This window comes from Rhizobium sp. C4 (genome assembly GCF_021026315.1).
Classification (GTDB): Bacteria; Pseudomonadota; Alphaproteobacteria; order Rhizobiales; family Rhizobiaceae; genus Ensifer_A.
On the sequence record NZ_JAJNCX010000007.1, the window covers coordinates 226,027 to 251,907 of the forward strand.

General features: G+C 61.9%; 24 protein-coding genes. 14 read left to right on the forward strand and 10 right to left on the reverse strand.

Annotation, left to right across the window (positions count from 1 at the left end):
• Positions 1 to 53: 53 nt before the first annotated feature.
• The 5 genes from guaD to xdhA are packed head-to-tail and all read right to left on the reverse strand — an operon-like array spanning position 54 to position 7,268.
• Positions 54 to 1,367: a guanine deaminase gene (gene guaD / locus LQK84_RS14570; RefSeq protein ID WP_230829444.1), complete on the reverse strand. Its 1,314-nt coding sequence runs from the start codon at positions 1,365 to 1,367 to the stop codon at positions 54 to 56.
• Entirely contained in the window at positions 1,364 to 2,608 is a 1,245-nt protein-coding gene (puuD, locus tag LQK84_RS14575) for a urate hydroxylase PuuD (RefSeq protein WP_230829445.1), read from the reverse strand. The genes guaD and puuD overlap by 4 nt, the downstream gene beginning before the upstream one ends.
• A 16-nt stretch (positions 2,609 to 2,624) precedes the next feature.
• Complete coding sequence (gene xdhC / locus LQK84_RS14580; RefSeq protein ID WP_230829446.1) at positions 2,625 to 3,461, reverse strand: xanthine dehydrogenase accessory protein XdhC; 837 nt, start codon at positions 3,459 to 3,461, stop codon at positions 2,625 to 2,627.
• A 4-nt stretch (positions 3,462 to 3,465) separates the two neighbouring features.
• A complete protein-coding gene (gene xdhB / locus LQK84_RS14585) occupies positions 3,466 to 5,799 on the reverse strand; it encodes a xanthine dehydrogenase molybdopterin binding subunit (RefSeq protein WP_230829447.1) in 2,334 nt (777 codons plus the stop codon).
• Positions 5,796 to 7,268 carry a xanthine dehydrogenase small subunit gene (xdhA, locus tag LQK84_RS14590; protein ID WP_230829448.1) on the reverse strand — a complete coding sequence of 491 codons (1,473 nt, stop codon included), beginning with the start codon at positions 7,266 to 7,268 and terminating at the stop codon, positions 5,796 to 5,798. Before xdhA ends, xdhB begins: the two co-directional genes overlap by 4 nt.
• 234 nt (positions 7,269 to 7,502) lie before the next feature.
• On the opposite strand from xdhA, the gene glpK reads away from it, so the two are divergent.
• The 9 genes from glpK to der all read left to right on the forward strand — a co-directional run bounded on the left by glpK (position 7,503) and on the right by der (position 16,221).
• Positions 7,503 to 8,990, forward strand: coding sequence for a glycerol kinase GlpK (glpK, locus tag LQK84_RS14595; RefSeq protein ID WP_230829449.1), 1,488 nt, complete (start codon positions 7,503 to 7,505; stop codon positions 8,988 to 8,990).
• 69 nt (positions 8,991 to 9,059) lie between these two features.
• A complete protein-coding gene (locus LQK84_RS14600; RefSeq protein WP_230829450.1) occupies positions 9,060 to 9,311 on the forward strand; it encodes a type II toxin-antitoxin system Phd/YefM family antitoxin in 252 nt (83 codons plus the stop codon).
• A complete protein-coding gene (locus LQK84_RS14605; protein WP_230829451.1) occupies positions 9,311 to 9,736 on the forward strand; it encodes a type II toxin-antitoxin system VapC family toxin in 426 nt (141 codons plus the stop codon). Before LQK84_RS14600 ends, LQK84_RS14605 begins: the two co-directional genes overlap by 1 nt.
• Before the next feature lie 93 nt (positions 9,737 to 9,829).
• Complete coding sequence (locus LQK84_RS14610; RefSeq protein ID WP_230829452.1) at positions 9,830 to 10,867, forward strand: LLM class flavin-dependent oxidoreductase; 1,038 nt, start codon at positions 9,830 to 9,832, stop codon at positions 10,865 to 10,867.
• A gap of 229 nt (positions 10,868 to 11,096) precedes the next feature.
• Complete coding sequence (map, locus tag LQK84_RS14615) at positions 11,097 to 11,849, forward strand: type I methionyl aminopeptidase (protein WP_230829453.1); 753 nt, start codon at positions 11,097 to 11,099, stop codon at positions 11,847 to 11,849.
• Positions 11,850 to 11,994: 145 nt separating this feature from the next.
• Positions 11,995 to 13,248, forward strand: a complete 1,254-nt coding sequence (gene sbmA, locus LQK84_RS14620; protein ID WP_230829454.1) for a peptide antibiotic transporter SbmA — start codon at positions 11,995 to 11,997, stop codon at positions 13,246 to 13,248.
• Positions 13,249 to 13,370: 122 nt separating this feature from the next.
• A complete protein-coding gene (locus tag LQK84_RS14625) occupies positions 13,371 to 13,964 on the forward strand; it encodes an NnrU family protein (RefSeq protein ID WP_230829455.1) in 594 nt (197 codons plus the stop codon).
• A gap of 140 nt (positions 13,965 to 14,104) precedes the next feature.
• Positions 14,105 to 14,770: a tetratricopeptide repeat protein gene (locus tag LQK84_RS14630; protein WP_230829456.1), complete on the forward strand. Its 666-nt coding sequence runs from the start codon at positions 14,105 to 14,107 to the stop codon at positions 14,768 to 14,770.
• 23 nt (positions 14,771 to 14,793) lie between these two features.
• Entirely contained in the window at positions 14,794 to 16,221 is a 1,428-nt protein-coding gene (gene der / locus LQK84_RS14635; protein WP_230829457.1) for a ribosome biogenesis GTPase Der, read from the forward strand.
• 129 nt (positions 16,222 to 16,350) lie between these two features.
• On the opposite strand, the gene LQK84_RS14640 is transcribed toward der, so the two are convergent.
• Entirely contained in the window at positions 16,351 to 17,388 is a 1,038-nt protein-coding gene (locus LQK84_RS14640) for a glycosyltransferase family 4 protein (RefSeq protein ID WP_230829458.1), read from the reverse strand.
• 160 nt (positions 17,389 to 17,548) lie between these two features.
• Between LQK84_RS14640 and bglA the strand changes: the two genes are divergently transcribed.
• Positions 17,549 to 19,204 (forward strand): beta-galactosidase BglA, encoded by a 1,656-nt coding sequence (bglA, locus tag LQK84_RS14645; RefSeq protein ID WP_230829459.1) that lies wholly within the window; start codon positions 17,549 to 17,551, stop codon positions 19,202 to 19,204.
• Here the strand turns inward: bglA and LQK84_RS14650 are convergent.
• Positions 19,186 to 19,572 carry a response regulator gene (locus LQK84_RS14650; protein WP_230829460.1) on the reverse strand — a complete coding sequence of 129 codons (387 nt, stop codon included), beginning with the start codon at positions 19,570 to 19,572 and terminating at the stop codon, positions 19,186 to 19,188. The genes bglA and LQK84_RS14650 overlap by 19 nt on opposite strands.
• 154 nt (positions 19,573 to 19,726) lie before the next feature.
• A complete protein-coding gene (gene chpT / locus LQK84_RS14655) occupies positions 19,727 to 20,371 on the reverse strand; it encodes a histidine phosphotransferase ChpT (RefSeq protein ID WP_230829461.1) in 645 nt (214 codons plus the stop codon).
• A 283-nt stretch (positions 20,372 to 20,654) separates the two neighbouring features.
• Here chpT and LQK84_RS14660 point away from each other — a divergent pair, with 283 nt between their 5' ends.
• Together LQK84_RS14660 and LQK84_RS14665 are read left to right on the forward strand one after the other, a co-directional pair.
• A complete protein-coding gene (locus LQK84_RS14660; protein WP_230829486.1) occupies positions 20,655 to 21,194 on the forward strand; it encodes a DUF1134 domain-containing protein in 540 nt (179 codons plus the stop codon).
• Between the two features lie 76 nt (positions 21,195 to 21,270).
• Positions 21,271 to 22,449, forward strand: coding sequence for a hypothetical protein (locus LQK84_RS14665; RefSeq protein WP_230829462.1), 1,179 nt, complete (start codon positions 21,271 to 21,273; stop codon positions 22,447 to 22,449).
• 7 nt (positions 22,450 to 22,456) lie between these two features.
• Here the strand turns inward: LQK84_RS14665 and LQK84_RS14670 are convergent, their stop codons facing one another.
• Complete coding sequence (locus LQK84_RS14670; protein WP_230829463.1) at positions 22,457 to 23,299, reverse strand: TrmH family RNA methyltransferase; 843 nt, start codon at positions 23,297 to 23,299, stop codon at positions 22,457 to 22,459.
• The gene (locus tag LQK84_RS14675) at positions 23,296 to 23,679 is read right to left on the reverse strand and encodes a hypothetical protein (RefSeq protein ID WP_230829464.1); all 384 of its coding nucleotides are present in this window, start codon (positions 23,677 to 23,679) and stop codon (positions 23,296 to 23,298) included. Before LQK84_RS14675 ends, LQK84_RS14670 begins: the two co-directional genes overlap by 4 nt.
• A 29-nt stretch (positions 23,680 to 23,708) precedes the next feature.
• On the opposite strand from LQK84_RS14675, the gene LQK84_RS14680 reads away from it, so the two are divergent.
• Positions 23,709 to 24,737 (forward strand): RluA family pseudouridine synthase, encoded by a 1,029-nt coding sequence (locus LQK84_RS14680; protein ID WP_442966967.1) that lies wholly within the window; start codon positions 23,709 to 23,711, stop codon positions 24,735 to 24,737.
• A 174-nt stretch (positions 24,738 to 24,911) separates the two neighbouring features.
• The gene (rpoH, locus tag LQK84_RS14685) at positions 24,912 to 25,814 is read left to right on the forward strand and encodes an RNA polymerase sigma factor RpoH (protein ID WP_230829466.1); all 903 of its coding nucleotides are present in this window, start codon (positions 24,912 to 24,914) and stop codon (positions 25,812 to 25,814) included.
• The last annotated feature ends 67 nt before the right edge of the window (positions 25,815 to 25,881 follow it).

Here is a 25,881-nt window from a genome sequence, read left to right on the forward strand (position 1 = left end):
ATGCTTAACAAATGGTTAACGTAAGGTCAGGTTTCAAGACCCCGACTTGACGGTTATCCATCAAGGCCGGATTTCATTGCCTTTCCAGCGACATAGGTCTCGGCAATGGCGCGGTCGTCGCCCATGGTTTGCAGCAGGAAGAGTTCTTCGGCCAGCGTCGAGACCACTTCGGCCTTGAGCGCCATGGCGGGCGTGGCGCGCATGTTCATGACGACGAGATCGGCATCCATGCCGGGCGCGATGCCGCCGATATGGTTTGCGAGCGACAGGGCTTCCGCATTGCCGCGCGTCATCCACCAGAAGCTTTCCAGCGGGTTCAGGCGTTCTGCCTGCAATTGCTGGATCTTGTAGGCCTCGTCCATCGTGCGCAGCATGGAATAGGTCGAGCCGCCGCCGATATCGGTGGCGACAGCGGTCCTCACGGGTTTTGCCCGGTTTGTCATCTTGCGCAACGGGAAGAGGCCGGAGCCGAGGAAGAGGTTCGAGGTCGGGCAATGGACGGCAATGCCGCCAGCCTCGCTCATTGCATCCATTTCGCGTTCCGACAGGTGGATCGCATGGCCGAAAAGCGTGTTGGGGCCGAGAAGGCCATACTGCGCATAGACGTCGGTATAGTCCTTCGCCTGCGGATAAAGCTCGCAGGTGAAGCGGATCTCGTCGAGGTTTTCGGACAGATGCGTCTGCACATGCAGGTCGGGGAATTCCTTCACAAGAGCGCCCGCGGCTTCCATCTGTTCCGGCGTCGAGGTGATGGCGAAACGCGGGGTGATGGCGACGTGGTTGCGGCCCTTGCCGTTCCAGTCGGCAATCACCTGCTTGGTGTCGTCATAGCCGGCCTGCGCGGTGTCGCGCAGCGCGTCCGGCGCGTTGCGGTCCATCATTACCTTGCCTGCCACCATGCGCATGTTGCGCTTCAGGCTCTCGGCGAAGAAGGCGTCGGCTGAGGTCTTGTGGACCGAGCAATAGGCGACTGCCGTTGTCGTGCCGTGGCGGACCATTTCGTCGAAGAAATGCGAGGCGATGCGGGCTGCGTGATCGGCCGAGGCGAAGCGCTGTTCCTCGATGAACGTATAGGTATTCAGCCATTCCAGAAGATTGGCGGCATAGGAGCCGATGACCTGCATCTGCGGGAAATGTAAGTGCGTGTCGATCAGGCCGGGTAGGATGAGATGCGGGCGGTGGTCGCGCGTTTCCGCGCCTTCCGGAGCCTTGGCCTTGATGTCGGAATAGCGGCCGACGGCGGAAACGAGGCCGTTTTCGATGAGGATGCCGCCATCCTGTTCATAGAAATAGGCGGCGGTGTCGGTCAGGCTTTCGGGCTTGCGGTGGAAGGAGAGAACGCGTCCGCGAAGAAGAAGTGCAGTCATTGGGTGGAAGCCTTGGCAGTGGCGCTTTCATACCAGGCGGTCAGAACCTTGCGCTCGTCCAGCGTGATATCGGTGATATTTCCGGGCGGCATGGCATGGGAACGGGCAGCCTGCAGATAGATTTCGCGGGCATGGGCGGCAATGGCCGCGTCGCTGTCAAAGGCAACGCCCTTGGGCGGGCGGGCAATGCCTTCATAGACCGGCTCTGCCGTGTGGCACATCATGCAGCGCGTGCCGATCACGTCCTTGGCCGCGCCGAAATGGGGATCTCCGGCAAAGCGCTGGAAGGCGGGGGCGATCGAACTCGTGTCATTCTCGCCGCCGCCGAGGATTTTCGGCACGGTGGAAAGCCACATGATGATGATGAAGATGATGACGGTGACGGCCCAGGTCCAGGTCGGCTTGCCCTTGCGGGCATGGGTCGTGTTGAACCAATGGCGGATCGTCACGCCCATGAGGAAGACGAGGGCTGCGATGATCCAGTTGTATTTCGTGCCGAAGGCCAGCGGATAGTGGTTCGACAGCATGAAGAAGATGACGGGCAGCGTCAGGTAGTTGTTATGTAGCGAGCGCTGCTTGGCGATCATGCCGTATTTGGGGTCGGGCGTGCGGCCGGCAATGAGGTCGGCAACGACGATCTTCTGGTTCGGGATGATGATGAAGAAGACGTTGGCCGACATGATCGTGGCGGTGAAGGCGCCGAGATGCAGGAAGGCGGCGCGGCCGGTGAAGACCTGCGTATAGCCCCAGGCCATGGCGACCAGCGCCACATAAAGCAGCGCCATCAGGCCCCAGGTGTTCTTGCCAATGGGCGATTTGCACAGCGTGTCGTAGATGATCCAGCCGACTGACAGCGAGGCGAGCGAAATCAGGATCGCCTGCCATTGCGGCACGTCGAGCACATGCCGGTCGATGAGGAAGAGATCGGCGCCGCCATAATAGACAACCGCGAGCATGGCAAAGCCGGAGAGCCAGGTCGCGTAGCTTTCCCATTTGAACCAGGTCAGATGCTCCGGCATGCTCGCGGGTGCGACCAGATATTTGCGGATATGGTAGAAGCCGCCGCCATGGACCTGCCATTCCTCGCCATAGGCGCCGGGCGGCAGATCGGGGGCTTTTTTCAAGCCGAGATCGAGGGCGATGAAGTAAAAGGATGAGCCGATCCAGGCAATTGCCGTCACGACGTGAAGCCACCTCACCGCAAAGGCGAGCCATTCCCAGGCAATGGCGTATTCGTACATTCAGAGTCCCCGGTATTTATATTTTGGGCGATATATGACGCTCAATCGCGTCATGTTGCAATGCATGATGGGTGAGCGCCGTCATGATTTCCGCAGCCGTGAGTGCTGCAATCACGGCGGGTCTTTTGTCCTTGAGCGGGCCGCCGACGGGAAGGGTCAGCCGGCCAATCTCGGCTTCGGGTGCTTCGCGTTTCAGCCAGTTCACGAAGGTGGCGCGCTTGGTGGCCGAGCCGATCATGCCGACATAGGCGAGGTCGGCGCGCTTCAGCGCTTCGGCGGCAATCAGGAAATCCAGCGCATGGTCATGCGTCAGGATCAGCACGGCGCTGCCGGCGGGAATGGTCGCAACGACGCTTTCCGGCATGGCGGCAAGCTTCGCCGTCACATTGTCCGGCAGGCCGGCGAGTTCGTGTTCACGCGATTCCACCATTGTGACGTTGAGCGGCAGAAGCGAGAGGGCCGCCGCAAGGGCGTGTCCCACATGGCCGGCACCAAAGACATAGACGGCGGGTTGCGTCGCAGCGTCTGCGGCGAGGCGTGCGGCGAGTTCGGCCTTCAGCGCCGCATCCAGTGGGCGAAATTCAATCTCGACGCGGCCGCCGCAGCATTGGCCGATCTCGGGGCCGAGCGGGACGGACAGCGCGGCGTCGCCGCCCTTGCCGGCAAGCATTCGCCTTGCATGGTCGATCGCCATATATTCAAGCTGGCCGCCGCCGATCGTGCCGGCGATGGCGTCCATTGAAACGAGCATGAAGGCGCCTTGCTCGCGCGGGGCCGAGCCCCTGACCGAGGCGACCTCGACAAGGACCTTTGCCCCCTCTTTATCCAGAAAGCGGGCGGGATCTTGTGTCATGGCTCTATGCCGTCTTCAGCCGTTCGATTGCCATCAGCACGCGCTCGGGCGTTGTCGGTGTGTCGAGGCGCGGGCATTGGCGGTAATCGGCGACACTCGCCACCGCCATGGAAATCGCCTCGACCACCGAGATCGGCAGGACGAGCGGCGGTTCGCCGACGGCCTTGGAGCGGCCAATGGTCGGCAGCTTGTTGACCGACCATTCGGCCAGCTCGACATTGAAGATTTCCGGTTTGTCGGAGGCGAGCGGGATCTTGTAGGTCGAGGGCGCGTGTGTGCGGAGCCGACCCTTGGCATCCCACCACAGCTCTTCCGTCGTCAGCCAGCCCATGCCCTGAATGAAGCCGCCCTCGACCTGACCCTTGTCGATGGCCGGGTTCAGCGAGTGGCCGACATCGTGGAGCACATCGGCGCGGTTGACGATATATTCGCCGGTCAGCGTGTCGACGGAGACTTCCGAAACGGAGGCGCCATAGGAGAAATAATAGAAGGGGCGGCCCTGGCCGGTCGCGCGGTTCCAGTGAATTTCCGGCGTCTTGTAGAAGCCGGCTGCAGAGAGCTGGATGCGGGCGAAATAGGCCTGTGAAATGAAATCGGGGAAGGGGATGATCTCCGTGCCGACACGGACGCGGTTCGGCAGGAATTCGACATCACTTTCCGCGACCTTCCACTTGTCAGTGGCGAAGGCGACGAGGCGTTCCTTGATCTGGCGGGCGGCATCGTAAGCCGCCATGCCGTTGAGATCCGTGCCGGAAGAGGCGGCGGTGGCGGATGTGTTCGGCACCTTGCCTGTCGTCGTCGCGGTGATCTTCACGCGGTCGAGATCGACCTGGAAGCAATCGGCAATGACCTGCGCGACCTTGGTGTAAAGGCCCTGGCCCATTTCCGTGCCGCCATGGTTCAGGTGGATCGAGCCATCCTGATAGACATGGACCAGCGCGCCGGCCTGGTTGAAGGCGGTCATGGTGAAGGAGATGCCGAACTTGACCGGGGTCAGCGCAATGCCCTTGCGGATGACGCGGCTCGTCTTGTTGAAGGCGATGATCTCCTCGCGGCGCTTGCGATACGCGGTTTTTTCGGCAAGCTCGGCCACGAGGCGCGGCATGATGTTGTCTTCCACCGTCTGGTGGTAGGGCGTCAGCACCCGGTCGGAACCGGGCTCGCCGTAGAAATTGGCCAGGCGCACATCGAGCGGGTCCTTGCCCAGCGCATAGGCGATTTCTTCCATGAAGCGTTCGGCACCGACGCAGCCCTGCGGGCCGCCGAAACCACGGAACGCGGTGTTGGAGACCGTGTTGGTCTTCAGCGGCAGCGACTTCACCTCGACATGCGGGTAGAAGTAGGCGTTGTCGACATGGAACAGCGCGCGGTCCGTGACCGGACCGGAGAGGTCGGCGGAAAAGCCGCAGCGAGCGGCGAACTCGGCTTTGACGCCATGGATGCGGCCTTCCTCGTCGAAGCCGATATCGTAGTCGATTGCGAAGTCGTGGCGCTTGCCGGTGGCGGCCATGTCCTCATCGCGGTCGAGGCGGATCTTGATGGCGCGCTTCAGCTTGCGGGCGGCCACGGCTGCAATCGCCGCAAATTGGTTGCCCTGCGTTTCCTTGCCGCCGAAGCCGCCGCCCATGCGGCGCACGAAGACGGTGATCGCATTGGAGGGCACTTCAAGCACATGGGCGACCATGTGCTGGATTTCGGACGGGTGCTGGGTCGAGGCCCAGATGGTCATTTCATCGTCTTCGCCGGGAATGGCGATAGAGATATGGCCTTCGAGATAGAAATGCTCCTGGCCGCCAACTTCCATCTGGCCCTTGATGCGCTTCGGGGCCTTGGCAAGGGCCGTGTCCGCGTCGCCGCGCTTCAACGTCAGCGGTTCGGTGACGAGCTTGCCGCCGGCAGCTTTCGCTTCGGCGACGGAGAGGATGGCCGGCAGATCTTCATATTCGATGCGGGCGCGGCGGGCGGCCTGGCGGGCGGCGGCGCGGGTTTCGGCAATCACGACGAAAGCCGGCTGGCCGTGGAATTCGACCAGCTTTTCGGCGAGCACAGGCTCGTCATGCTTGTGGGCGGAGCTGACGTCGTTGACGGGGAAATCCCTGGCCGTCAGCACGGCGACGACGCCGGGATAGGCCTCTACGCCCGAGAGATCCATATTGGTGATCGTCGCATGCGCGCGGTCGGTCATGCCGAGTGCGGCATGGAGCATGCCGACGGGTTCGGGCATGTCGTCGATATAGTCGGCAGCACCCGCCACATGTTTGTGGGCGGAATCGTGCCGGCGATCGGCATGGAGCGGGCCGTTGATGACCGTCGGGAACGTCGTGTCCATCTTGTTCATTCGCCGGCCTCCAGCATGGCATAGCGTTCGAGCGAAGCCTGTTCGCCTGACGTCTCGATGAGGAGACGGGTGAGCAGGTTTTGCGCGGTCAGCATGCGGTATTCCGAGCTGGCGCGCCAGTCGGACAGCGGTGCGTAATCCTTCGCGAGTTCGGCGCGGGCGGCGGTCACGGTCGCTTCGTTCCACGGCTTGCCGGTGAGGAAGGCTTCGGTGAGGCTGGCGCGCTTCGGCGTTCCGGCCATGCCGCCAAAGGCGATGCGGATCGAGGCGACGTTGCCTGCCGCATCCAGCTTCAGCTTGAAGGCGGCACAGAGGGCGGAAATGTCCTCATCGCGGCGCTTGGAGATCTTGTAGATCGCGTAGAACTCATCCTTGCCGAGCTTGGGGATATCCAGCGCCTCGACGAATTCGCCGGGTTCCTTCGCCTGCTTGCCATATTCGACAAAGTAATCTTCGAGCGGCAGGCTGCGGGTGCCGTTGCGCGAGCGCAGATGCAGCGTGGCATTGAGCGCGATCAGCGCCGGCGGCGTGTCGCCGATGGGCGAGCCGTTGGCGACATTGCCGCCGATCGTGCCCATGTTGCGCACCTGCTGGCCGCCGATACGGATCAGCAGCTTGCCGAGCGCCGGGAAGCTCTTGGCCAGCACGTCCTGAGCCTGCGTATAGGTGACGACCGCGCCGAGGTGGACCTTGTCGTCGGTCTCGGTGATCGTCTGCAATTCGGTCAGGTGGTTGATGAAGATGACCGGCGAGAGCTGGCGCATCTGCTTCGTCACCCAGAGGCCGACATCGGTCGCGCCGGCCACGATGACGGCATTCGGCTCTGTGGCATAGGCGTCGGCCAGATCGGCCGTGTTGAAGGGGATGATCGAGCGTTGCTGGCCGTGGAAAATGCGGATCGTGCGCTTCGGCTTCAGGTCGTTGAGCGTCGCAATGATATTCTCCCGGGCGAGCGTCAGGCGATCCGGGCTTGCCTTGGACATGTCGGCAGCGGCGGCCTCGACGGCGCGGAAGATCGATTCGTAGCCGGTGCAACGACAGAGATTGCCCTGAAGGGCCACTTCGATTTCGGCGCGCGACGGTGTCGGATTTTCCATCAGCAGCGCATAAAGCGACATGACGATGCCGGGCGTGCAGAAGCCGCATTGCGAGCCGTGCAAATCGGCCAGCGCCTGCTGGATCGGCGTCAGGATGCCGTTCGGACCAGCCAGATGCTCAATCGTCACGACATGCGTTGCCGACAGCGAGGGCACAAAGCGGATGCAGGCATTCACGCTTCTATAGGCGATTCGGCCATCGACAACCTTGCCAACGAGGACTGTGCAGGCGCCGCAATCGCCTTCGCCGCAGCCTTCCTTCGTTCCGGTCAAGCGCTTCGTTTCCCGAAGCCAGTCAAGCAATGTGGTTGTCGGGGATATGCTGTCGATGACAACGGTTTCGTCGTTCAAAACGAAGCGAATCTGTTGCATTTGGCGTTCACCACTCCGGTTTAATACCTTCTTGGCGGGGCCTTGGCGGTTCGTGCTAGGTGCTTCCGCTTTGCGTTTTGCAGCGCAATAGAAAAGAAGGCTAATCCAAGTCCGGCTTGCGTGGCAATTGCTTTTTGCATCTTCGCAAGCGGCTTTGCGTTTTCCTTGCTTTTTATCTTCGTTTCGGTTTCATTCGAGGCATAAACAGAAAATCAATCTGAGGAGGAGGCTTCCATGGCAGGGTATATTCTGGCGATCGACCAGGGCACGACATCGAGCCGCGCCATCGTCTTCAATGACAAGATGCAGATCGTCGGCTCCGGCCAGAAGGAATTTCCACAGATCTATCCCAATTCCGGCTGGGTGGAACATGATCCGGAAGAAATCTGGGAGAGCGTCGTCTGGTCCATCGGCAAGGCGCTGAAGGAGGCCGGCATTGAGGCATCCGCCATTTCGGCCATCGGCATCACCAACCAGCGCGAGACTGTTGTCGTCTGGGAGCGCGACAGCGGCAAGCCGATCCACAATGCCATCGTCTGGCAGGACCGCCGCACGGCCTCCTATTGCGCCAAGCTGAAGCGCGAGGGGCTGGAAAAGGTCTTCACCCGCAAGACCGGCCTGCTGCTTGATCCCTATTTCTCCGGAACCAAGCTTTCGTGGCTGCTCTCCAACGTCAAGGGCGCACGGGCGCGGGCGGCCAAGGGCGAGCTTTGCTTCGGCACGATCGACACGTTCCTGATCTGGCGGCTGACGGGCGGCAAGAGCTTCGTCACCGACGCGACCAACGCCTCGCGCACGCTGATCTACAACATTGCCGACAATGACTGGGACAAGGAACTGCTGGAAACACTGCGCATTCCTCCCGCCATGCTGCCGGAGGTGAAGGATTGCGCGGCCGATTTCGGTATCACCGACAAGGCTATCTTCGGCGCGGAAGTGCCGATCCTCGGCGTGGCCGGCGACCAGCAGGCGGCGACGATCGGGCAGGCCTGTTTCGAGCCCGGCATGATGAAATCGACCTATGGCACGGGCTGCTTCGCGCTGCTCAATACGGGTGCCGATATGGTGCGCTCGAAGAACCGGCTGCTGACGACCATTGCCTATCGGCTCGATGGCGAGACCTGCTATGCGCTTGAAGGCTCTATCTTCATTGCGGGTGCGGCTGTGCAATGGCTGCGCGACGGGCTGAAAGTGATCAAAAATGCCTCCGAGACTGGCGAACTGGCCGAGAGCGCCGATCCGGCGCAGGACGTCTATCTCGTTCCCGCCTTTGTCGGCCTCGGCGCGCCGCATTGGGACCCGGATGCCCGCGCTGCCGTCTATGGCATGACGCGCAATACCGGTCCGGCGGAATTTGCCCGCGCGGCCCTCGAAGCCGTATGCTACCAGACGCGCGACCTGCTGGAGGCCATGCACAAGGACTGGAAGCGCGCGGAAGGCGACACGGTTCTGCGCGTCGATGGCGGCATGGTCGCCTCCGACTGGACGATGCAGCGCCTTGCCGACATTCTCGATGCACCGGTCGACCGTCCGACGATCCTTGAGACGACCGCCATGGGTGCCGCCTGGCTCGCCGGCTCCCGCGCCGGCGTCTGGCCCGACCGCAAGGGCTTTGCCGAGGCCTGGGCAAGAGACCGCCGGTTCGAGCCGACGATGGACGAGAAGACCAGGGTCGCCAAGGTCAGAGGCTGGAAGGACGCGGTGCGGCGGACGCTGGGGTGAGGGGGAGGCCGGATTGTTTTGACGTGCTGCCCCTGATGTAGTAACGTTGCTACATTGATGGAGGCGGCCATGAGTGTCATGACAAGTCGCGATTTCAACCAGAAGACCAGCGAGGCCAAGAAGTTGGCGCGCAAGGGGCCTGTGTTCATCACGGATCGCGGTGAAATTGGGTATGTGCTGATGTCCTACGAGGACTTCAAACGGCGAGGTGTCGATGAGCCAAGCATTATCGACCTGCTGACCATGCCGGACGCCATGGATATCGATTTCGAACCGCCAAAGATCTCCGATGTCGGGTTTAAACCTGCCGAGTTTGATTGATGTATCTGCTCGACACGAACGTCATTTCCGAATTTCGTCGTCTGACTCTTCGCAGAGGCAACAAGTCTGTTCAGGCCTGGGCGGAAACCGTCTCCTCAAGGTCGCTCTATCTGTCTTCGATCACGATTTTTGAAATTGAAGTCGGCATCCACAGCCTTGAAGCGAAAGACCCGGCTGGAGCCGAGAACATCAGGCAATGGCTGCAAAATCACGTTCTCAAGGAGTTCGGTGCGCGCATCTTGCCCTTCGACGTCGATGAGGCACGGGTTTGCGCTCGCCTCACTTCCGGTCGGACACGACCGTTCCGCGACATGCAGATCGCGGCGACGGCCTTACATGCCGGCTTCTCGCTGGTGACACGCAACATCAAGGATTTTGAAGGGCTTCCCGTTCCGCTGCTCAATCCGTTCGAAGTTGCGGTCTGACCACCCCCTGAACACTGCGTCTTCACCTTTCTTCTTGGCCCATGCCCGTTTCTCGCTTATCTCCGTCCCATATCAATCGAGGGATGATGCGTGATGGAACTGGGGCTTTATACGTTTGCCGATGTGGACCCGAATGCACCGGACAAGGGCGCTGCTGCGGCGAAGCGGGCGGAGGAGCTGATTGCTGAGATTGAGCTGGCCGATCAGGTCGGGCTCGATGTCTTTGGGCTCGGCGAGCATCACCGGCCGGATTACATGGCCTCAAGCCCTGCAACGCTGCTTGCCGCTGCGGCGGTGAAGACGAAGCGCATCCGGTTGACGAGCGCTGTTACGGTTCTCAGTTCCGATGATCCGGTGCGCGTTTTCCAGCAATATGCGACCGTGGATCTCCTCTCCAAGGGTCGTGCCGAGATCATGGCGGGGCGGGGCTCGTTCATCGAGAGCTTCCCGCTCTTCGGCTATGACCTTGATGACTATGACAAGCTGTTTGAGGAAAAGCTCGACCTGCTGATGAAGCTGCGCGACAACGAGACGGTCTCGTGGTCTGGCGAGACGCGCGCGCCGATCCCCGGCCTTGCCGTCTATCCGCGGCCCTTGCAGAACCCGCTGCCGTTGTGGATCGCCGTCGGCGGCACCCCGAATTCGGTGGCGCGGGCGGCCTTTCATGGCCTGCCGCTGGCGCTTGCCATCATAGGCGGTGAGCCGCGCCGCTTTGCGCCGCTCTTTGACCTTTACCGCGAGACGGCGCGCCGCGTCGGCCGCGATCCGGCGACACTTGCAACCTCCATCAATGTGCATGGCTTCGTCGCCGAGACGACCGAGCTTGCCGCCGAGCAGTTTTATGAGCCGCAGGCGGCTGTCATGAACCGTATCGGTCGCGAGCGTGGATTCTCCCAGATGACCCGGGCGCATTTCAACCAGTCGATCGGGCCGAACGGTGCCATTTTCCTCGGCAGCCCGGAAGTGCTGGCGGAAAAGATCATCGCCCATCACCGCATTTTCAAGAACAGCCGCTTCCTGTTGCAGATGGCGATCGGTCTCGTCCCCCACGATCAATTGATGCGCGCCATCGAACTTTACGGCACGAAAGTCGCGCCGCTTGTGAGAAAAGCGTTGACGGAAAGCGCCTGATCGGTTCAACCGGCCTATCAATGTTTTAGAGGCCGAGTTCTCGAGAAGACCCCTCCCCAACCCTCCCCACAAGGGGGAGGGCGAGTGACCGCTGCGGCAAGCTTCCCTTTTTCAAAGTTGAAGGTGGAGCAAGGCGGTCCCACATCCGTCTCCCCCCTTGTGGGGGAGATGGCGGCAGCCAGAGGGGGTCTTAGACGCGGCCTGTGAATGAAGAAAGGCGCGGGTCGCGATGATCATCTCGTCCGAAGACGAACTTGAGAAGCTGAAGGATATCGGGCGCATTTGCGGGCGCGCGGTGAAGGTCATGGCCGAGGCGATGCAGCCCGGCATGACGACGCGCGAGCTGGACGCCATCGGCCGCGCCTTCATCGAGGGTGAGGGTGCGCAGTCGGCTCCGGAATTCTGCTATCAGTTTCCGGGCGCGACCTGCATTTCCATCAACGAGGAAGTGGCACATGGCATTCCGGGCGACCGGGTGATTGCGACGGGCGATCTCGTCAATATCGATGTATCGGCGGTCAAGGATGGTTTCTTCGGCGATACCGGCTCGTCATTCATCGTCGGCACGGCGGATGCGAAGACGCAGCGTCTTGTGCGCGATGGCAAGCGGGCGCTGTGGGTCGGGCTCTCGCAGGTGAAGACCGGCGCGCGCATTGCCGCGATTGGCGAGGCCATTGGCACGTTTGCCCGCAAGAACCGCTACACACTGATCCAGAATCTCGCCAGCCACGGCGTCGGCCGGTCGCTACATGAGGAGCCGACGGAGATTTCGACCTGGCCAGATCCGGACGAAACGCGGATCATGGAAGAGGGGCAGGTCTTCACCATCGAGCCTTTCCTGTCGCTCGGCGCCAATTTCGCCGAGGATGGCGACAAGGACAACTGGACGCTTTTCTCCTCGCCGAAGGCGCTGACCGTGCAGTTCGAGCACACGCTTGTCGTCACCAAGAACGGGCCGCTGATCCTCACGCTTGCCGATTGAAGCGCTTTGAAATGACGGGTATTTCATCCCATCGTTACAAATTGCTCATGTAACCCTCCAAGCATTGCCGCTGCCACCCGGATGCCATAGTTTCCGACAAAAGCATAAACCGCTATTTCGGTCACAGACAGAAAGATTCCCCGCCGTGTTTGTCTCATTCTTCCCGAAGCCAAAGCTGTTTTTCATCTCCGCAGCCGTGTGGTCGCTACTGGCGATCTTTGCCTGGTATGGCGGGGTACAGGAGCTGGGCGCCTATGTTGGCCTGCCTCCGCTGGGGCAGGGCGAGCAGGCGCCAATCGGGGTTTCGGTCTTCTGGTCAGCGCCCTTCATCTGGTTCTATATCTACTACGCGATCGTCAATGCGATCTTTGCGCTCTTCTGGCAGTTCTACAGCCCGCATCGGTGGCTGAACTGGTCGATCTGGGGCAGCTCGCTCATCATCTTCACGACCTATTTTGGCGTGCAGGTCAGTGTGGCGATCAATGCCTGGTACGGACCGTTCTATGACCTGATCCAGAGCGCGCTGTCGAAGCCCGGTTCGGTCACGGCCCCGCAGCTCTATCTCGGCATGCTGGGCTTTGCCGGCATCGCCTTCGTTGCCATCACCATCGGCGTGCTCAGCCGCTTCTTCGTCAGCCACTGGATCTTCCGCTGGCGCACCGCGATGAACGAATATTACATGCAGCACTGGCCGACGCTTCGCACGATCGAAGGTGCCTCGCAGCGCGTGCAGGAAGACACGATGCGGTTTTCCACCACGGTCGAAGGCCTCGGCGTTTCGCTGGTCAGCTCCGTCATGACGCTGATTGCATTCCTGCCGGTGCTCTTCCAGCTGGGCAAGGACATCACCGAACTGCCGCTGATCGGCAATGTGCCGCATGCGCTCGTCTGGGCGGCTCTGTTCTGGTCGATCTTCGGGACGTTTTTCCTGGCATTCGTCGGTATCAAGCTTCCGGGGCTCGAGTTCCGCAACCAGCGCGTCGAGGCGTCCTACCGCAAGGAACTCGTCTATGGCGAGGACGATCCGAACCGCGCCGATCCGATGACGATCCGCGAACTCTATGACGACGTTCGCCGCAACTATTTCCGCCTGTATTTCCACTACATGTATTTCAACGTTGCCCGCATCTTCTATCTGCAGGCCGACAACCTGTTCAGCCTGATCGTGCTGGTTCCGTCGATCATTGCCGGCAAGCTGACGCTCGGTCTTCTGACGCAGATCACCAACGTGTTCGATCAGGTGCGCGGGTCGTTCCAGTATCTCGTCAGCTCGTGGACGACGATCGTCGAGCTGCTCTCGATCTACAAGCGCCTTCGCGCCTTCGAAGCTGCGATCAACGACAAGCCGCTGCCGTCGATCGATCAGGAATATATCGCTTCTGGCGGTGTCGAGGGCTGAGGCCGGTTACCCGCAACCCGCGCTGACGCCAGCTTGACGCTGGCGTTTGCGGCACTTTGCCTGTATCTGTCGGGAAAAATGCCGGCTGACTCTTTGCCGGCGGCAGAGAATGGGAGACACCCGTGGCATTGCTCGTCTTATCGATCGTTCTGTTTCTTGCGCTGCATTCGATCCGCGTTTTCGCGCCGGCATGGCGCGAGCGGACGATTGCGCGCATGGGCGTCCATTCCTGGCGCGGGCTCTATTCGCTGCTGTCGATCGCCAGCCTCGTGTTGCTGATCTATGCGTTTGCCGCCTCGCGCGCGGTGACGCCGATGCTCTACACGCCGCCGAGGTTCATGTCGCATATCACGCTGACGCTGATGCTGATCGCGATGATCCTGCTCATGGCCTCCATCCTGCCGGCCGGCAAGATCGCCGTGTGGGTCAAACATCCGATGGTCACTTCGGTGAAGGTCTGGGCGTTCGCGCACCTCTTGTCGAATGGCGAGCTCAACTCGGTGCTGCTGTTTGGCGCCTTTCTTGCTTGGGCTGTGCTGGTGCGCATCTCGGCGAAACGGCGCGAGCGGGCAGGCGAGAAGGTCGTTCGCGATTTCGTCTCGACGCAATATGATATCGCTGCCGTCATTGGCGGCGTCGCGCTCTACGCAGTCATCCTGCTCTATCTGCACCAGATGCTGATCGGCGTTTCGCCGCTGGCTGCTGCCGGGATGTGAGCGGTTTCGAATTTTTTCTTACAAGTCCGAGAAATTCCTGTAGAAGGCCGCAACAATTCAGAGCAATTCCAGCAAAATGAGTTTGCGGATTTGCGGGGCGAATTGCGAAAGCCAAATCGATCGAGCCGGTGCCAAGACGAATGACGAACGAAAACGACAGCTTTATCCGCGAGGTCAACGAGGAACTGCGTTCCGACCAGATGAAGGCGATCTGGACCCAGTATGGCCTGATGATCGTCGCCATTGCGGTGGCCATCGTCATCGGCACGGCGGGCTATCGCGGCTATGTCTACTGGTCCGGCCTGCAGGCTTCGGCCTCGGGCGACAAGTTCCTGTCGGCCATGAAGCTTGCCTCCGACAACAAGACGGACGAGGCGCTGGCCGCTTTCGCGCAGCTCGAAAAGGATGGCTACGGCGCCTATCCGGTGCTGGCCCGCATGCGCGCCGCAACGCTCAAGTCCGCAACCGATCCCAAGGCCGCTGTTGCCGAACTGGATGCCGTTGCCAATGACACCAAGGTTCCGGATGCCGTTCGCGATGTCGCGCGTCTGCGCGCCGGCTGGCTGCTGATCGACACCGCGCCTTATGCGGATGTGTCGAAGGAAGTCGAAGTGCTGACGGACGCACAGAACCCGATGCGCCATTCGGCGCGCGAGGCGCTGGGCCTGTCGGCTTTCAAGAACGGCGATTTCAAGCAGGCGAAGGACTGGTTTCAGGCGATTGCCAACGATCAGCTGACGCCGGTCAATGTCGGCAACCGCGCCCGCATCATGCTTGATCTCCTGACCTCCAACGCCAAGGGCTGAGCGGGTCTCCGCAGGAAGAATTCATGAGTTTCAAGGTCGCCATCGTCGGACGTCCCAATGTGGGCAAGAGCACGCTTTTCAACCGCCTGGTTGGCAAGAAGCTGGCGCTTGTCGATGATACGCCGGGTGTCACCCGCGACCGCCGTCCGGGCGAGGCGCGCCTTGACGATCTGCGCTTCACCATCATCGATACGGCTGGTCTCGAAGAGAGCGGGCCTGATACGCTGCAGGGCCGTATGCGCCAGCAGACCGAAGCGGCGATCGACGAAGCGGACATGACGCTCTTTGTGGTCGATGCCAAGTATGGCCTGACGCCGCATGACAAGATGTTTGCCGAAATCCTGCGCCGACGCGGCAAGCCGGTGGTGCTGGTGGCCAACAAGGCGGAAGCACGTGGCTCCGACGGCGGCTTCTACGATGCCTTCACGCTGGGGCTGGGCGAACCGGTGGCGATTTCGGCTGAACATGGCCAGGGTCTGCACGATCTCCGCGACGCGATTGTCGAGGCGATCGGCGAGGACATGGCCTTTCCGCCGGAAATAGATGAGCCGGAGGTCGATATCGATCTTGAGCCCACCGACCTTGTCGAGGGCGAAGAGGACGAGGAAGAACCGGCCTATGACGACACCAAGCCATTGCGCGTGGCGATCGTCGGTCGCCCGAATGCCGGCAAGTCGACACTGATCAACCGCTATCTCGGCGAGGAGCGCCTGCTGACCGGCCCCGAGGCCGGCATCACGCGCGATTCCATCTCCGTCGACTGGGAATGGCGCGGCCGCACCGTGCGCCTCTTCGACACCGCCGGCATGCGCCGCAAGGCGAAGGTGCAGGAAAAGCTCGAGAAGCTTTCCGTTGCCGACACGCTTCGCGCCATCAAGTTTGCCGAAACGGTGGTCATCGTCTTCGACGCGACGATCCCGTTCGAGAAGCAGGACCTCCATATCGTCGACTTCGTGCTGCGCGAAGGCCGCGCCGCCGTGCTCGCCTTCAACAAGTGGGACATGATCGAGGATCGCCAGGCGCTGCTGGCCGATCTTCGCGAAAAGACCGAGCGGCTGCTGCCGCAGGCGCGCGGCATTCGTGCCGTCACGGTGTCCGGCCAGACAGGCGACGGGCTCGACCGGCTGATGCAGGCCGTCATCGACACCGACAAGGTGTGGAACCGCCGCATTTCGACGGCGCGGCTCAACCGCTGGCTCGACGCGCAGACCGTGCAGCATCCGCCGCCGGCCGTGTCCGGTCGCCGCCTGAAGCTGAAATACATGACGCAGGTGAAGGCCCGTCCGCCGGGCTTTATGATCTCCTGCACGCGGCCCGAGGCTGTTCCGGAAAGCTATACGCGCTATCTGATCAACAACCTGCGCAAGGATTTCGACATGCCGGGCGTGCCGATCCGCGTCTATTACCGCGCCTCGACCAATCCTTTCGAAGGTCGCAAGAAGAAGCGTTGAGGCCATTTCCCTCACCCTGACGTGCCGCCCGCAGGGCTGTGTCTAAGGGTGGGGTTTGAATTGGACGCTTCGAGGCCTTCGCTTCGCTCCGCTCCGGCGCCTCAGCGCGAGGCGACCGCTGACCTCAAATCAGGCGGCCAGCTGCTCCCGGCTTGGCTCGTTTGCCAGCAGCACATTCCCCCAGAACTGTTCCGTGGCAGCCCGCCAGCTGTAGCTTTCCGCCAGCGTTCTCGCGGCCGTGGGCGAGCATTGCAGCGCCTTGAGGCAGGCGGCCTGCAGGTCATCGTCCAGCGCGCCGGCGGCTTCCTGATCCTTCAGGATATCGCCCGGTCCGGTCACGGGATGGGCGGCAACGGGAACGCCCGACGCCATCGCCTCAAGGATCGTATTGCCGAACGTGTCGGTCTTCGACGGGAAGACGAAGACATCGGCCTGCGCGTAGGTTTCGGCCAGATCGCTGCCGGTGCGGAAGCCGGTGAAATGGACATCGGGATAGCGCGCCTGCAGTTCCTCGCGCGCCGGTCCGTCGCCGACGACGACCTTGGAGCCCGGCAGGTCGAGATCGAGGAAGGCGGGCAGGTTCTTCTCCACGGCGACGCGGCCGACCGTCATGAAGATCGGGCGCGGCAGGCCGAAGGGCAAGTCGAGCTTTGCCATCGGGTGGAAGAGGCGGGCGTCGATGCCGCGCGACCAGCGGTGCAGGTTCTGGAACCCCTTTGCCGAGAGTTCGTGCTGAAGGCTCTCGGTCGCCACCATGCAGACATTGCCGGCATTGTGGAAGCGGCGGACATAGCCGTAAAGCAGGTTTTCCGGGATCGGCCAGCGGGCCGAGACATATTCGGGAAAGCGCGTGTGGTAGCTGGTCGAGAAGGGCTTGCCCATGCGCAGGCACCAGCTGCGAGCCGAAAGGCCGAGGGGACCTTCGGTGGCGATATGGACATAGGTCGGCTCGCCCTGCGCCAGCATCTGGCCGACCTGGCCGGGCGTGGTGAGCGCGAGGCGGATTTCGGGATAGGTCGGGCAGGGGATGCTGGAGAACATCTGCGGGGTGATCAGCACGACCTCGATGCCCATGCGGCGCAGTTCATCGACCGTCTGCTCGATGGAGCGCACCACGCCATTGATCTGCGGTTTCCAGGCATCGGTTACAATCGTGATCTTTTTCATGGTTCTGCCACGCCCGTTTCGTGAGTCTGCCTTATTATGCTGGCGGTATGTGATGAGCGTATTACGGCTGCACAACCGCCGCACGTCGCGTTGTTGCGGTTGACAATGGATTGGCGTTCCCAGCATGAATTTCACTGTTCTTTGACTTGAAGGAGTCGGCATGGCCGCCGTTCTGAAATCCCGCGCGCTTCCCGCAGACTGGTGGCGCGGTGCCTCGATCTATCAGGTCTATCCCCGTTCATTTCAGGATACGACGGCAAGCGGCGTTGGCGATCTGAAAGGGGTCACGCAGCGGCTTGGGCACATCGCTTTTCTCGGCGTCGATGCGATCTGGCTTTCGCCCTTCTTCAAGTCGCCCCAGGCCGACATGGGCTATGATGTTTCGGATTATTGCGACGTCGATCCGCAATTCGGGACGCTCAATGATTTCGACCAGATGATGACGCAGGCGCATCGCCTCGGGCTCAAGGTCATCATCGATCAGGTCATCTCGCACACGTCCGACCGGCATCCCTGGTTTGTCGAGAGCCGGTCGAGCCGCGTCAATCCCAAGGCCGACTGGTATGTCTGGGCCGATCCGAGCCCGGACGGCACCGCACCCAACAACTGGCTGTCGATCTTCGGCGGGCCGGCGTGGGAATGGGATGGCGTGCGCAAGCAGTATTACATGCACAACTTCCTGACCTCGCAGCCGGACCTCAACTTCCACAATCCAGAGGTCCAGGATGCGCTGCTCGAGACGGTGAAGTTCTGGCTCGACCGCGGCGTCGACGGGTTCCGGCTCGACACCGTCAACTATTATTTCCACGACAGGCACCTGCGCAGCAATCCGCCGCATTATCCCGAAGGCGGCGCCACCTCGGCGGATGCGCCCGACGTCAACCCCTATGGGATGCAGGAGCATCTCTTCGACAAGACGCGGCCGGAAAACATCGACTTCCTCAAGCGCTTCCGGGCGCTGCTCGACACCTATCAGGGCCGCATGTCGGTTGGCGAGGTCGGCGATGGCGCCCGCTCGCTGAAGACGGTGGCGGATTATACGAGCGGCGGCGACAAGCTGCACATGTGCTACACGTTCGACCTTCTGGGACCGGACTTCACGGCGCGGCATATCCGCAATTGCGTGCTGAATTTCGAGCGCGAGGTGAAGGACGGCTGGGTCTGCTGGGCGTTTTCAAACCACGATGTCATGCGTCATGCCAGCCGCTTTGCCGCGACCGAGGAGGAGCGGGCGCATGTCGCCAAGCTCGCGATCACGCTGCTGGCCAGCCTGCGCGGCTCCATCTGCCTCTATCAGGGCGAGGAGCTGGGCCTGCCGGAGGCGGAGCTTGCGTTTGAAGATCTGCAGGACCCCTATGGCATCCGCTTCTGGCCGGCCTTCAAGGGACGCGACGGATGCCGCACGCCGATGCCCTGGGAGGCGGAACAGGCCTTTGCCGGGTTCACGACGGCGGACAAGCCCTGGCTGCCGGTGCCGGAACTGCATCGGGCGCTGGCGGTCGATCAGCAGGAGCGCGATCCGCAATCGGTGCTTTCGCATTATCGACGGGTGCTCGCCTTCCGGCGCAGCCGCAAGGAATTGACGCAAGGCTCGATCGAGTTTCTGGGCGAGAGCGACGATATTCTCGCCTTCGTTCGCCGCAAGGGCGGCCGGACGCTGCTCTTCGTCTACAATCTGACACGCAAGACGCAGAGCTTCACGCTGCCGGGAAACATGCTGCCGTTGCCCATGCCGCAGGCGCCGGGCTTTGCCGGCACGCTTTCGGGGAATGTCGTGGAACTGGAACCGCTCAGCGCTTACTGCGCGGCGGTCTGACGGGGCTGTTCGGCCGGCTGGGCAAGCCCGTTGAAGACGGCGCCCAGTGTCTTGCGGTCGAAGGGCTTCATCAGGAAGTCGTTGGCGCCTGCACGGCGGCCGGCCATCATCTTGCGAAGATCGGCCTCGACGATGCAATAGTAGATGCGGGTGCGCTCGTTGCCCGGAACTGAGCGGATGAACTGGATGAGTTCCAGCGCGCCGTCCATGGCAGCCTCGACGATGACGATCTGCGGCAGCGTCTTCATGCAGCGCGCCGTGGCGTCGGCGGCGTTGCGGGCCTCGATGACCTCGAAATTCATGCCGGTCAGGATGCGCTTCGCCACCTTGCGGACGACGTCGGACTGATCTGCGATCATGAGGTTCATGGGGCCATATCTCCGCGAAATATCGGGGCGGTGTGTTAATATGACCGGATGGTAGTGCGTTAAGAGAAACAAACCGTTACGAGGTTTGGTAAACGGTTCGTAAAGCCCTCGCAGAAGTCGCGGAGCCGGCTTGCGGCTCCGCTGGAAACGGTTTTCAGGCCGCGAGTTCTGCCGTGAAGATGATCTCTTCGCCGGTTGCTTCCGCCTTCAGCGCCATGCCGCATTCGTCTGCCAGAAGCAGCGTGTAATAGGGCTGGATCGAATGCGCGTCGATGGCTTCCTGGGCTTCGCCGGTGTGGAGTTCGGTGAACTTCGCCGGGATGCGCATCATGCGGCCCTTGGCCGTCAGCTTGAAGCGGACGTCATATTCCGGGTTTTCCAGAACGACATCGACCTGGCCGCCGCGCGGGATCGAGCCATAGGCAAGCAGGAAGAGGTTCATCAGCAGCTTGACGCGGTTCTTCGCGACGATGGCGCGCGGGCCGCTCCAGGTGACTTCCGTCTTCTTCTCGGCGGCGGCGAAATCCTTGGCGGCCTTTTCGGCCTCGCCCGTGTCGATCGATGCGCCGACAGAGCCCGAGGCGCCGAAGGCAAGGCGGGCAAACTTCAGGCGAACCGAAGCGTTGAGCGCGCTGGTGCGGATCAGATCCATTGCGTCGGCATCGGCGCCGCCTTCATCCAGCAGCTCCAGACCATTGTTGATCGCGCCGACCGGGGAAATCACGTCATGGCAGACGCGGCTGCAAAGAAGCGCGGCAAGATCCGGACCTGAAAGGGTGAGGTTGGGATTTTTCGCCATCGAAGTCTCCTGATTTCCGCCGGGATTGATGCTTAGGGAGGCAGCCAAGGGGAGGGCGCCCGCCTGGGGCGGAGTGATTCATCTCTTCGCCATAATGACACCACGTTTGGTAAACCGATTGTTAACATGATAGCGCCAAAATGGAACAGAGTATCGGCATGCCCGTCCATTGCGCATCCAAACGGTGCATGATGAGCGGCCGATCGACAAAATCATTTCCGGAGGACGGATGATCATGGTTCGAATTTTTAATTTCCAGGTTGTTCTGCGCGTGACGCTTTCGATGCTGTTCCTCGCTGTCGCGACCGCCTTTCCGCTGAGAGAGGCCCGCGCGGATGCCAGCCAGTATTCGGCACAGGAAATTGTCGACACCGGTCACAAGTTCTTCGGCGAGACATCGGGCGGCATTGCCAAGGTCGTCGAGAACGCCTTCAGCCGCTACGGTCTGCCGAATGGCTATATTCTCGGCCAGGAAGGCTCCGGCGCGTTTGTTGCCGGTCTGACCTATGGCGAAGGCCAGCTTTACACGAAGAATGCCGGCCAGCATCCGGCGTTCTGGCAGGGTCCCTCGCTCGGTTTCGACTGGGGCGGGCAGGGCAGCCGCGTCATGATGCTGGTCTATAACCTGCCTTCGACGGAAGCCCTTTATCAGCGTTTCGGCGGTGTCAGCGGCTCGGCTTACGTGGTCGCCGGCGTCTCGATGACGGTCGTGGAGAACCAGAACATTGTTCTCGTGCCGATCCATACCGGCGTCGGTGCGCGGCTGGGCGTCAATGTCGGCTATCTGAAGTTCACCTCGACCCCCACCTGGAACCCCTTCTGACGCATGACTTGCTGACATTCCAAGCGTTGCGTAATATGACGATAGCCGGTCACTTTCCCGGAAAAGCGATTTCACAGTGATTGAATACATTCTGCTCTTTTCGCTCGGGTTTCTGACGGCGGTTCTCGTCACGGTTCTTGTTGCGCCGGCGGTTCGCCGTCGCATCGTCTATTTCACCGAGCATCGTATCCGCGCGACCGTGCCGCTGAGCGCTGCGGAGCTGCGCGCGCAAGCCGACATGGTGCGCGCCACCTATGCTGCCGAAAATGCCAAGCTCGGCGTGGCCGTCAAGCGCGAGCGCGAGAAGGGGCTGGCGCACGAACTGACGGCCGATCGCCTTCGCAGCGAATTGAAGGCCGCGGTCAGCGAGGCGGCCTCTCTTTCCGAACAGATCACCCATCTGCGCACCGAGCTTGAGGCGCGTGGCGCCGAGCTTGGCGCGCGCGACAGCGAGCTTGAACGCGCGCGGGCCGAAATCCAGGTGCGCGACGCGCTGCTCGCCGAAGCCGAGCGCCGTGCGCAGGAGCTGGGCGTCGAGGCCGAGCATCTGGGTGGCTTCGTCGATTATGGCAAGATCGATCTGGCCGTGCGCGAGACCGAGATCGAGAACCTCAAGTCGACGATCAGCCAGCTCAAGGGCGAGCGCGACCAGCTGCGAAGCGAGCTCAAGGCGGCCGAGCAGCGCGCGCGTGACGCCGAGTTCAAGGCGGATGAAAGCCACGGTCGTGTTTCGGGCCTCAAGCAGCGGCTGGACGAAGAGGTTGCTCGCAATGCCGAGATGGACGAATCGCTCGACCGGCGCATGCGGGAACTGGAGAAGCTGAAGGAAAAGCTTGCCGGTATTGCGCGCCCCGCCGTCGCCGAAGTCGTTGCGCCGCCGCTGGAGCCCGAACAGGTGGAGCCGGTAACGCACGACGAACCGGCGTCTGCCGCAGCGTCGGCCACCGGGACACCTGAGCCTGTGGCCGAGCCTGCAGCCGTCGAAATGAACCAGGTGAAGTTTGCCGAAAGCATTCGCGATGATGCACGCGACGTCGCCGATGAGCTTGCCGGTCCTGCAGATCCGTCGCGGGATGGTCAGCTGCGGGACGAGATCGCCTCGATCGCAGCGCGCATGGTCGCGCTGACGGCAACGCGCGAAGGCGAGGATTCGCCGCTGATGGGCGTGCTCGAGGCCGCCAATTCCGATCCGGCCCGCGGCCGCATCAGCCTGGCCGCCCGCGCGGCGCGCGCGCTGGCAGGCAAGGAAGCCTGATCTGTCGCTATTCCGGCAGGAGGCCCATCCGATAGGCCATTTCATGTAGAGACAGGGCTGCAGCGGTCGCGACATTGAGGCTGTCGAGGCCGGGCATCTGCGCAATGCGCGCCGTGTTGATGCGACGCATCAGGTCCTGCGGCAGGCCTTCGCCCTCGGTCCCCAGCAGTAGCGCCGTGCGGTTGCTGGCGGGAAGGTTGCGCAAGGGCGTCTTGCCGGTTGGAGAGAGACCCCAGATAGAGAATCCCGCCTGATCCAGCTTGCCCAGGATCTCGTCGATGCTTCCGCCCCGGTGGAAGGGCACGGTCAGAACCGAGCCGACGGAAACGCGAATGGCCTTGCGGTAGAGCGGGTCGCAACTTGTTTCATCAAGGATGACGAGGCTGGCGCCGAAGGCGGCGCTGTTGCGGAAGATGGCGCCCGCATTGTCGTGATTGGATATGCCGGAGAGGACTGTCACCAGCGCCCGTTCCGACAGGCGCGCCAGCGCCTCGTTGAGCGGACGGGGTTCCGGCTTGCGTCCCAGCGCCAGGACGCCACGATGCAGGTGAAAGCCGGCAATCGCATCAATCACGGCGGCCGATGCGGTGTAGACCGGGACGTCGGCCGGAAAGCGGCCCAGCATATCCTCAAGCCCCGCCAGCCGGTTTTCCAGCACCAGGATCTTCTCGGCCCTGAACCCATTCTCCTGCCCATGGGCGGCGGCGAGCATGTTCAGGACGACTGTGCCCTCGGCAATGAAGCGCCCGGTGCGGCCGACTAGGTCGCGTTCGCGGATATCGCGGAATTCCGCGACAGCCGGATCGCTCGCATCCTCGACACGGATCGGCAGCGGGCGCGTCTCGCTCAAGGCGCGCCGACTGCGATTTCGGCCTCGATGCGGCCGCGGCGGATGTTGAAGACGAGCATCTTGCGCTGGCCCGCCTTGTCGGTGCCGTCGAAGAGCACGCGGTCGCCGGAGAGCTGTGTCGCGTTGACCTTGAAGCCTTCGGGCAGTGCCGCCATGACGATGGTCGTGCCTTCGTTCGGCACGTCCTCGGTGATCGCCGGGGCGCGGCTTGCCTGGTTTGCGTGGTTCGCCTTATAGACAATGGCGATCAGGACGGCCATAAGGGCGATAACCATGACCCCGGCCGAGACGAGCTGCAGGCGGATCATCTTGCGGCGCACTTTCTCAAGCACCGGGTCAAGCGGCTTTTCGTCCTGTTCGTCGTGATCGATCTTGCTCATGTTAGCTTCAGGCCCTTTTTCGCGGGAATATGATGACCGTCCTTAAACAAGCTTCGGCCAATAGGAAAGTCCTTGAAGTCGATGATGCGGCATCCGGTCGCCTCGATACGTGGCTTGGCAGCGCTCTGGGCAGCGAATTGTCCCGCAGCCGCGCCAAGGCGCTGATCGAGGGCGGGGCGGTTTCCATCAACGGCGTCGTCATCACCGAACCGAAGAAGAAGATCCATCCAGGCGACGAAGTTGTCATCGACATGCCCGATCCGGAAGACCCTGAGCCGCAGGGCGAGGATATCCCGCTCGACGTGCTCTATGAGGATGACGACCTGATCGTGATCTCGAAGCCCGCCGGCCTTGTCGTGCATCCCGGCGCCGGCAACTGGACGGGGACGCTGGTCAACGCCCTGATCCATCATTGCGGCGACAGCCTTTCGGGCATTGGCGGCGTCAAGCGGCCCGGCATCGTGCATCGCCTCGACAAGGATACGAGCGGCGTCATGGTGGCGGCCAAGAACGACAATGCGCACCGCCATCTCTCCGCGCAATTCGCCGACCATGGGCGCACGGGGCCGCTGGAGCGCGCCTATCTGGCGCTGGTCTGGGGCCGTCCACGCCATCTCAAGGGCACGATAGATGCGCCGCTGGGGCGCGCCGGCGATCGCACCAAGCGGGCGGTGAAGCGCGAGGACAGCGACGATGCGCGCGAGGCGATCACGCATTACGAAGTGGTAGAGCGGTTCCTCGAGAAGCCGGATGCGACCGCGCAGGCCTCTCTGGTCGAATGCCGGCTGGAGACGGGGCGGACGCACCAGATCCGCGTTCACATGGCCCATCTCGGCCATCCGCTGATCGGCGACCCGGAATATGGCGCGGCCTTCAAGACGAAGGCGAACCGGCTGCCGGAGGCGGCACGCGCTGCCGTCAACGGTTTCCACCGTCAGGCCCTGCATGCCTATCTCCTGCAATTCGAGCATCCGACGACGGGTGAGACAATGCATTTCGAAGCGCCGATCCCTGACGATATGCAATTCGTCATCAAGGCACTGCAATTAGCTCAGTAATCCGGGAACTCGCCGGTAACGTATGCGTTACGAAACTGTAATTTGCCGATCCTTGAAACTGTCTCATTCCAGACTTATTTGATTTCACATCCGGAAATGGGGCCTTGGGCAGAGGACTGTTTCCGCATGCGGCTTGCCTGAGGGAAGCCGAACCTTAAAAGAGAGGGGTGCTTTATGGCCCGTACATCATTACCGTCCATTGCCGCCGGCGAAGGTGGCCTCAACCGTTATCTGGACGAAGTCCGCAAGTTTCCCATGCTTGAGCCGCAGCAGGAATACATGCTCGCCAAGCGCTATCAGGAACATGACGACCGCAAGGCCGCCCATCAGCTCGTGACCAGCCATCTGCGCCTCGTGGCGAAGATTGCCATGGGCTATCGCGGCTATGGCCTGCCGATCGGTGAAGTCATTTCCGAGGGCAATGTCGGCCTCATGCAGGCCGTCAAGAAGTTCGACCCCGAAAAGGGCTTCCGTCTGGCGACCTATGCCATGTGGTGGATCAAGGCCTCGATCCAGGAATATATCCTGCGCTCGTGGTCGCTCGTGAAGATGGGTACCACCGCCAACCAGAAGCGCCTGTTCTTCAACCTGCGCCGCCTCAAGGGTCGTCTGCAGGCGATCGAAGAAGGCGATCTGAAGCCGGAGCAGGTGAAGGAAATCGCCACCAAGCTCGGCGTGCCGGAAGAAGACGTGATCTCGATGAACCGTCGCCTGTCCGGCGATGCGTCGCTTAACGCGCCGATCAAGTCGGCCGATGGCGATTCCGGCCAGTGGCAGGATTGGCTCACCGACGATCATGAAAGCCAGGAAGCCGTGCTCATCGAGCAGGACGAACTGGATGCCCGCAAGTCCATGCTCTCGCGTGCGCTCAAGGTCCTGAACGAACGCGAGCGCCGGATTTTCGAAGCGCGCCGCCTGACGGAAGATCCGGTCACGCTCGAAGAACTGTCGGCCGAATTCGACGTGTCGCGCGAGCGCGTGCGCCAGATCGAGGTCCGCGCCTTCGAAAAGGTCCAGGAAGCCGTCCGCAAGATCGCGCTGGAGCAGGCCTCCGCGCTGCGCGTCGTCGAGGCCTGATCGGGACAAGCCACTGAATGAACTGAAAAGACCGGCGGAAGCATGCTTCCGCCGGTCTTTTGTTGTC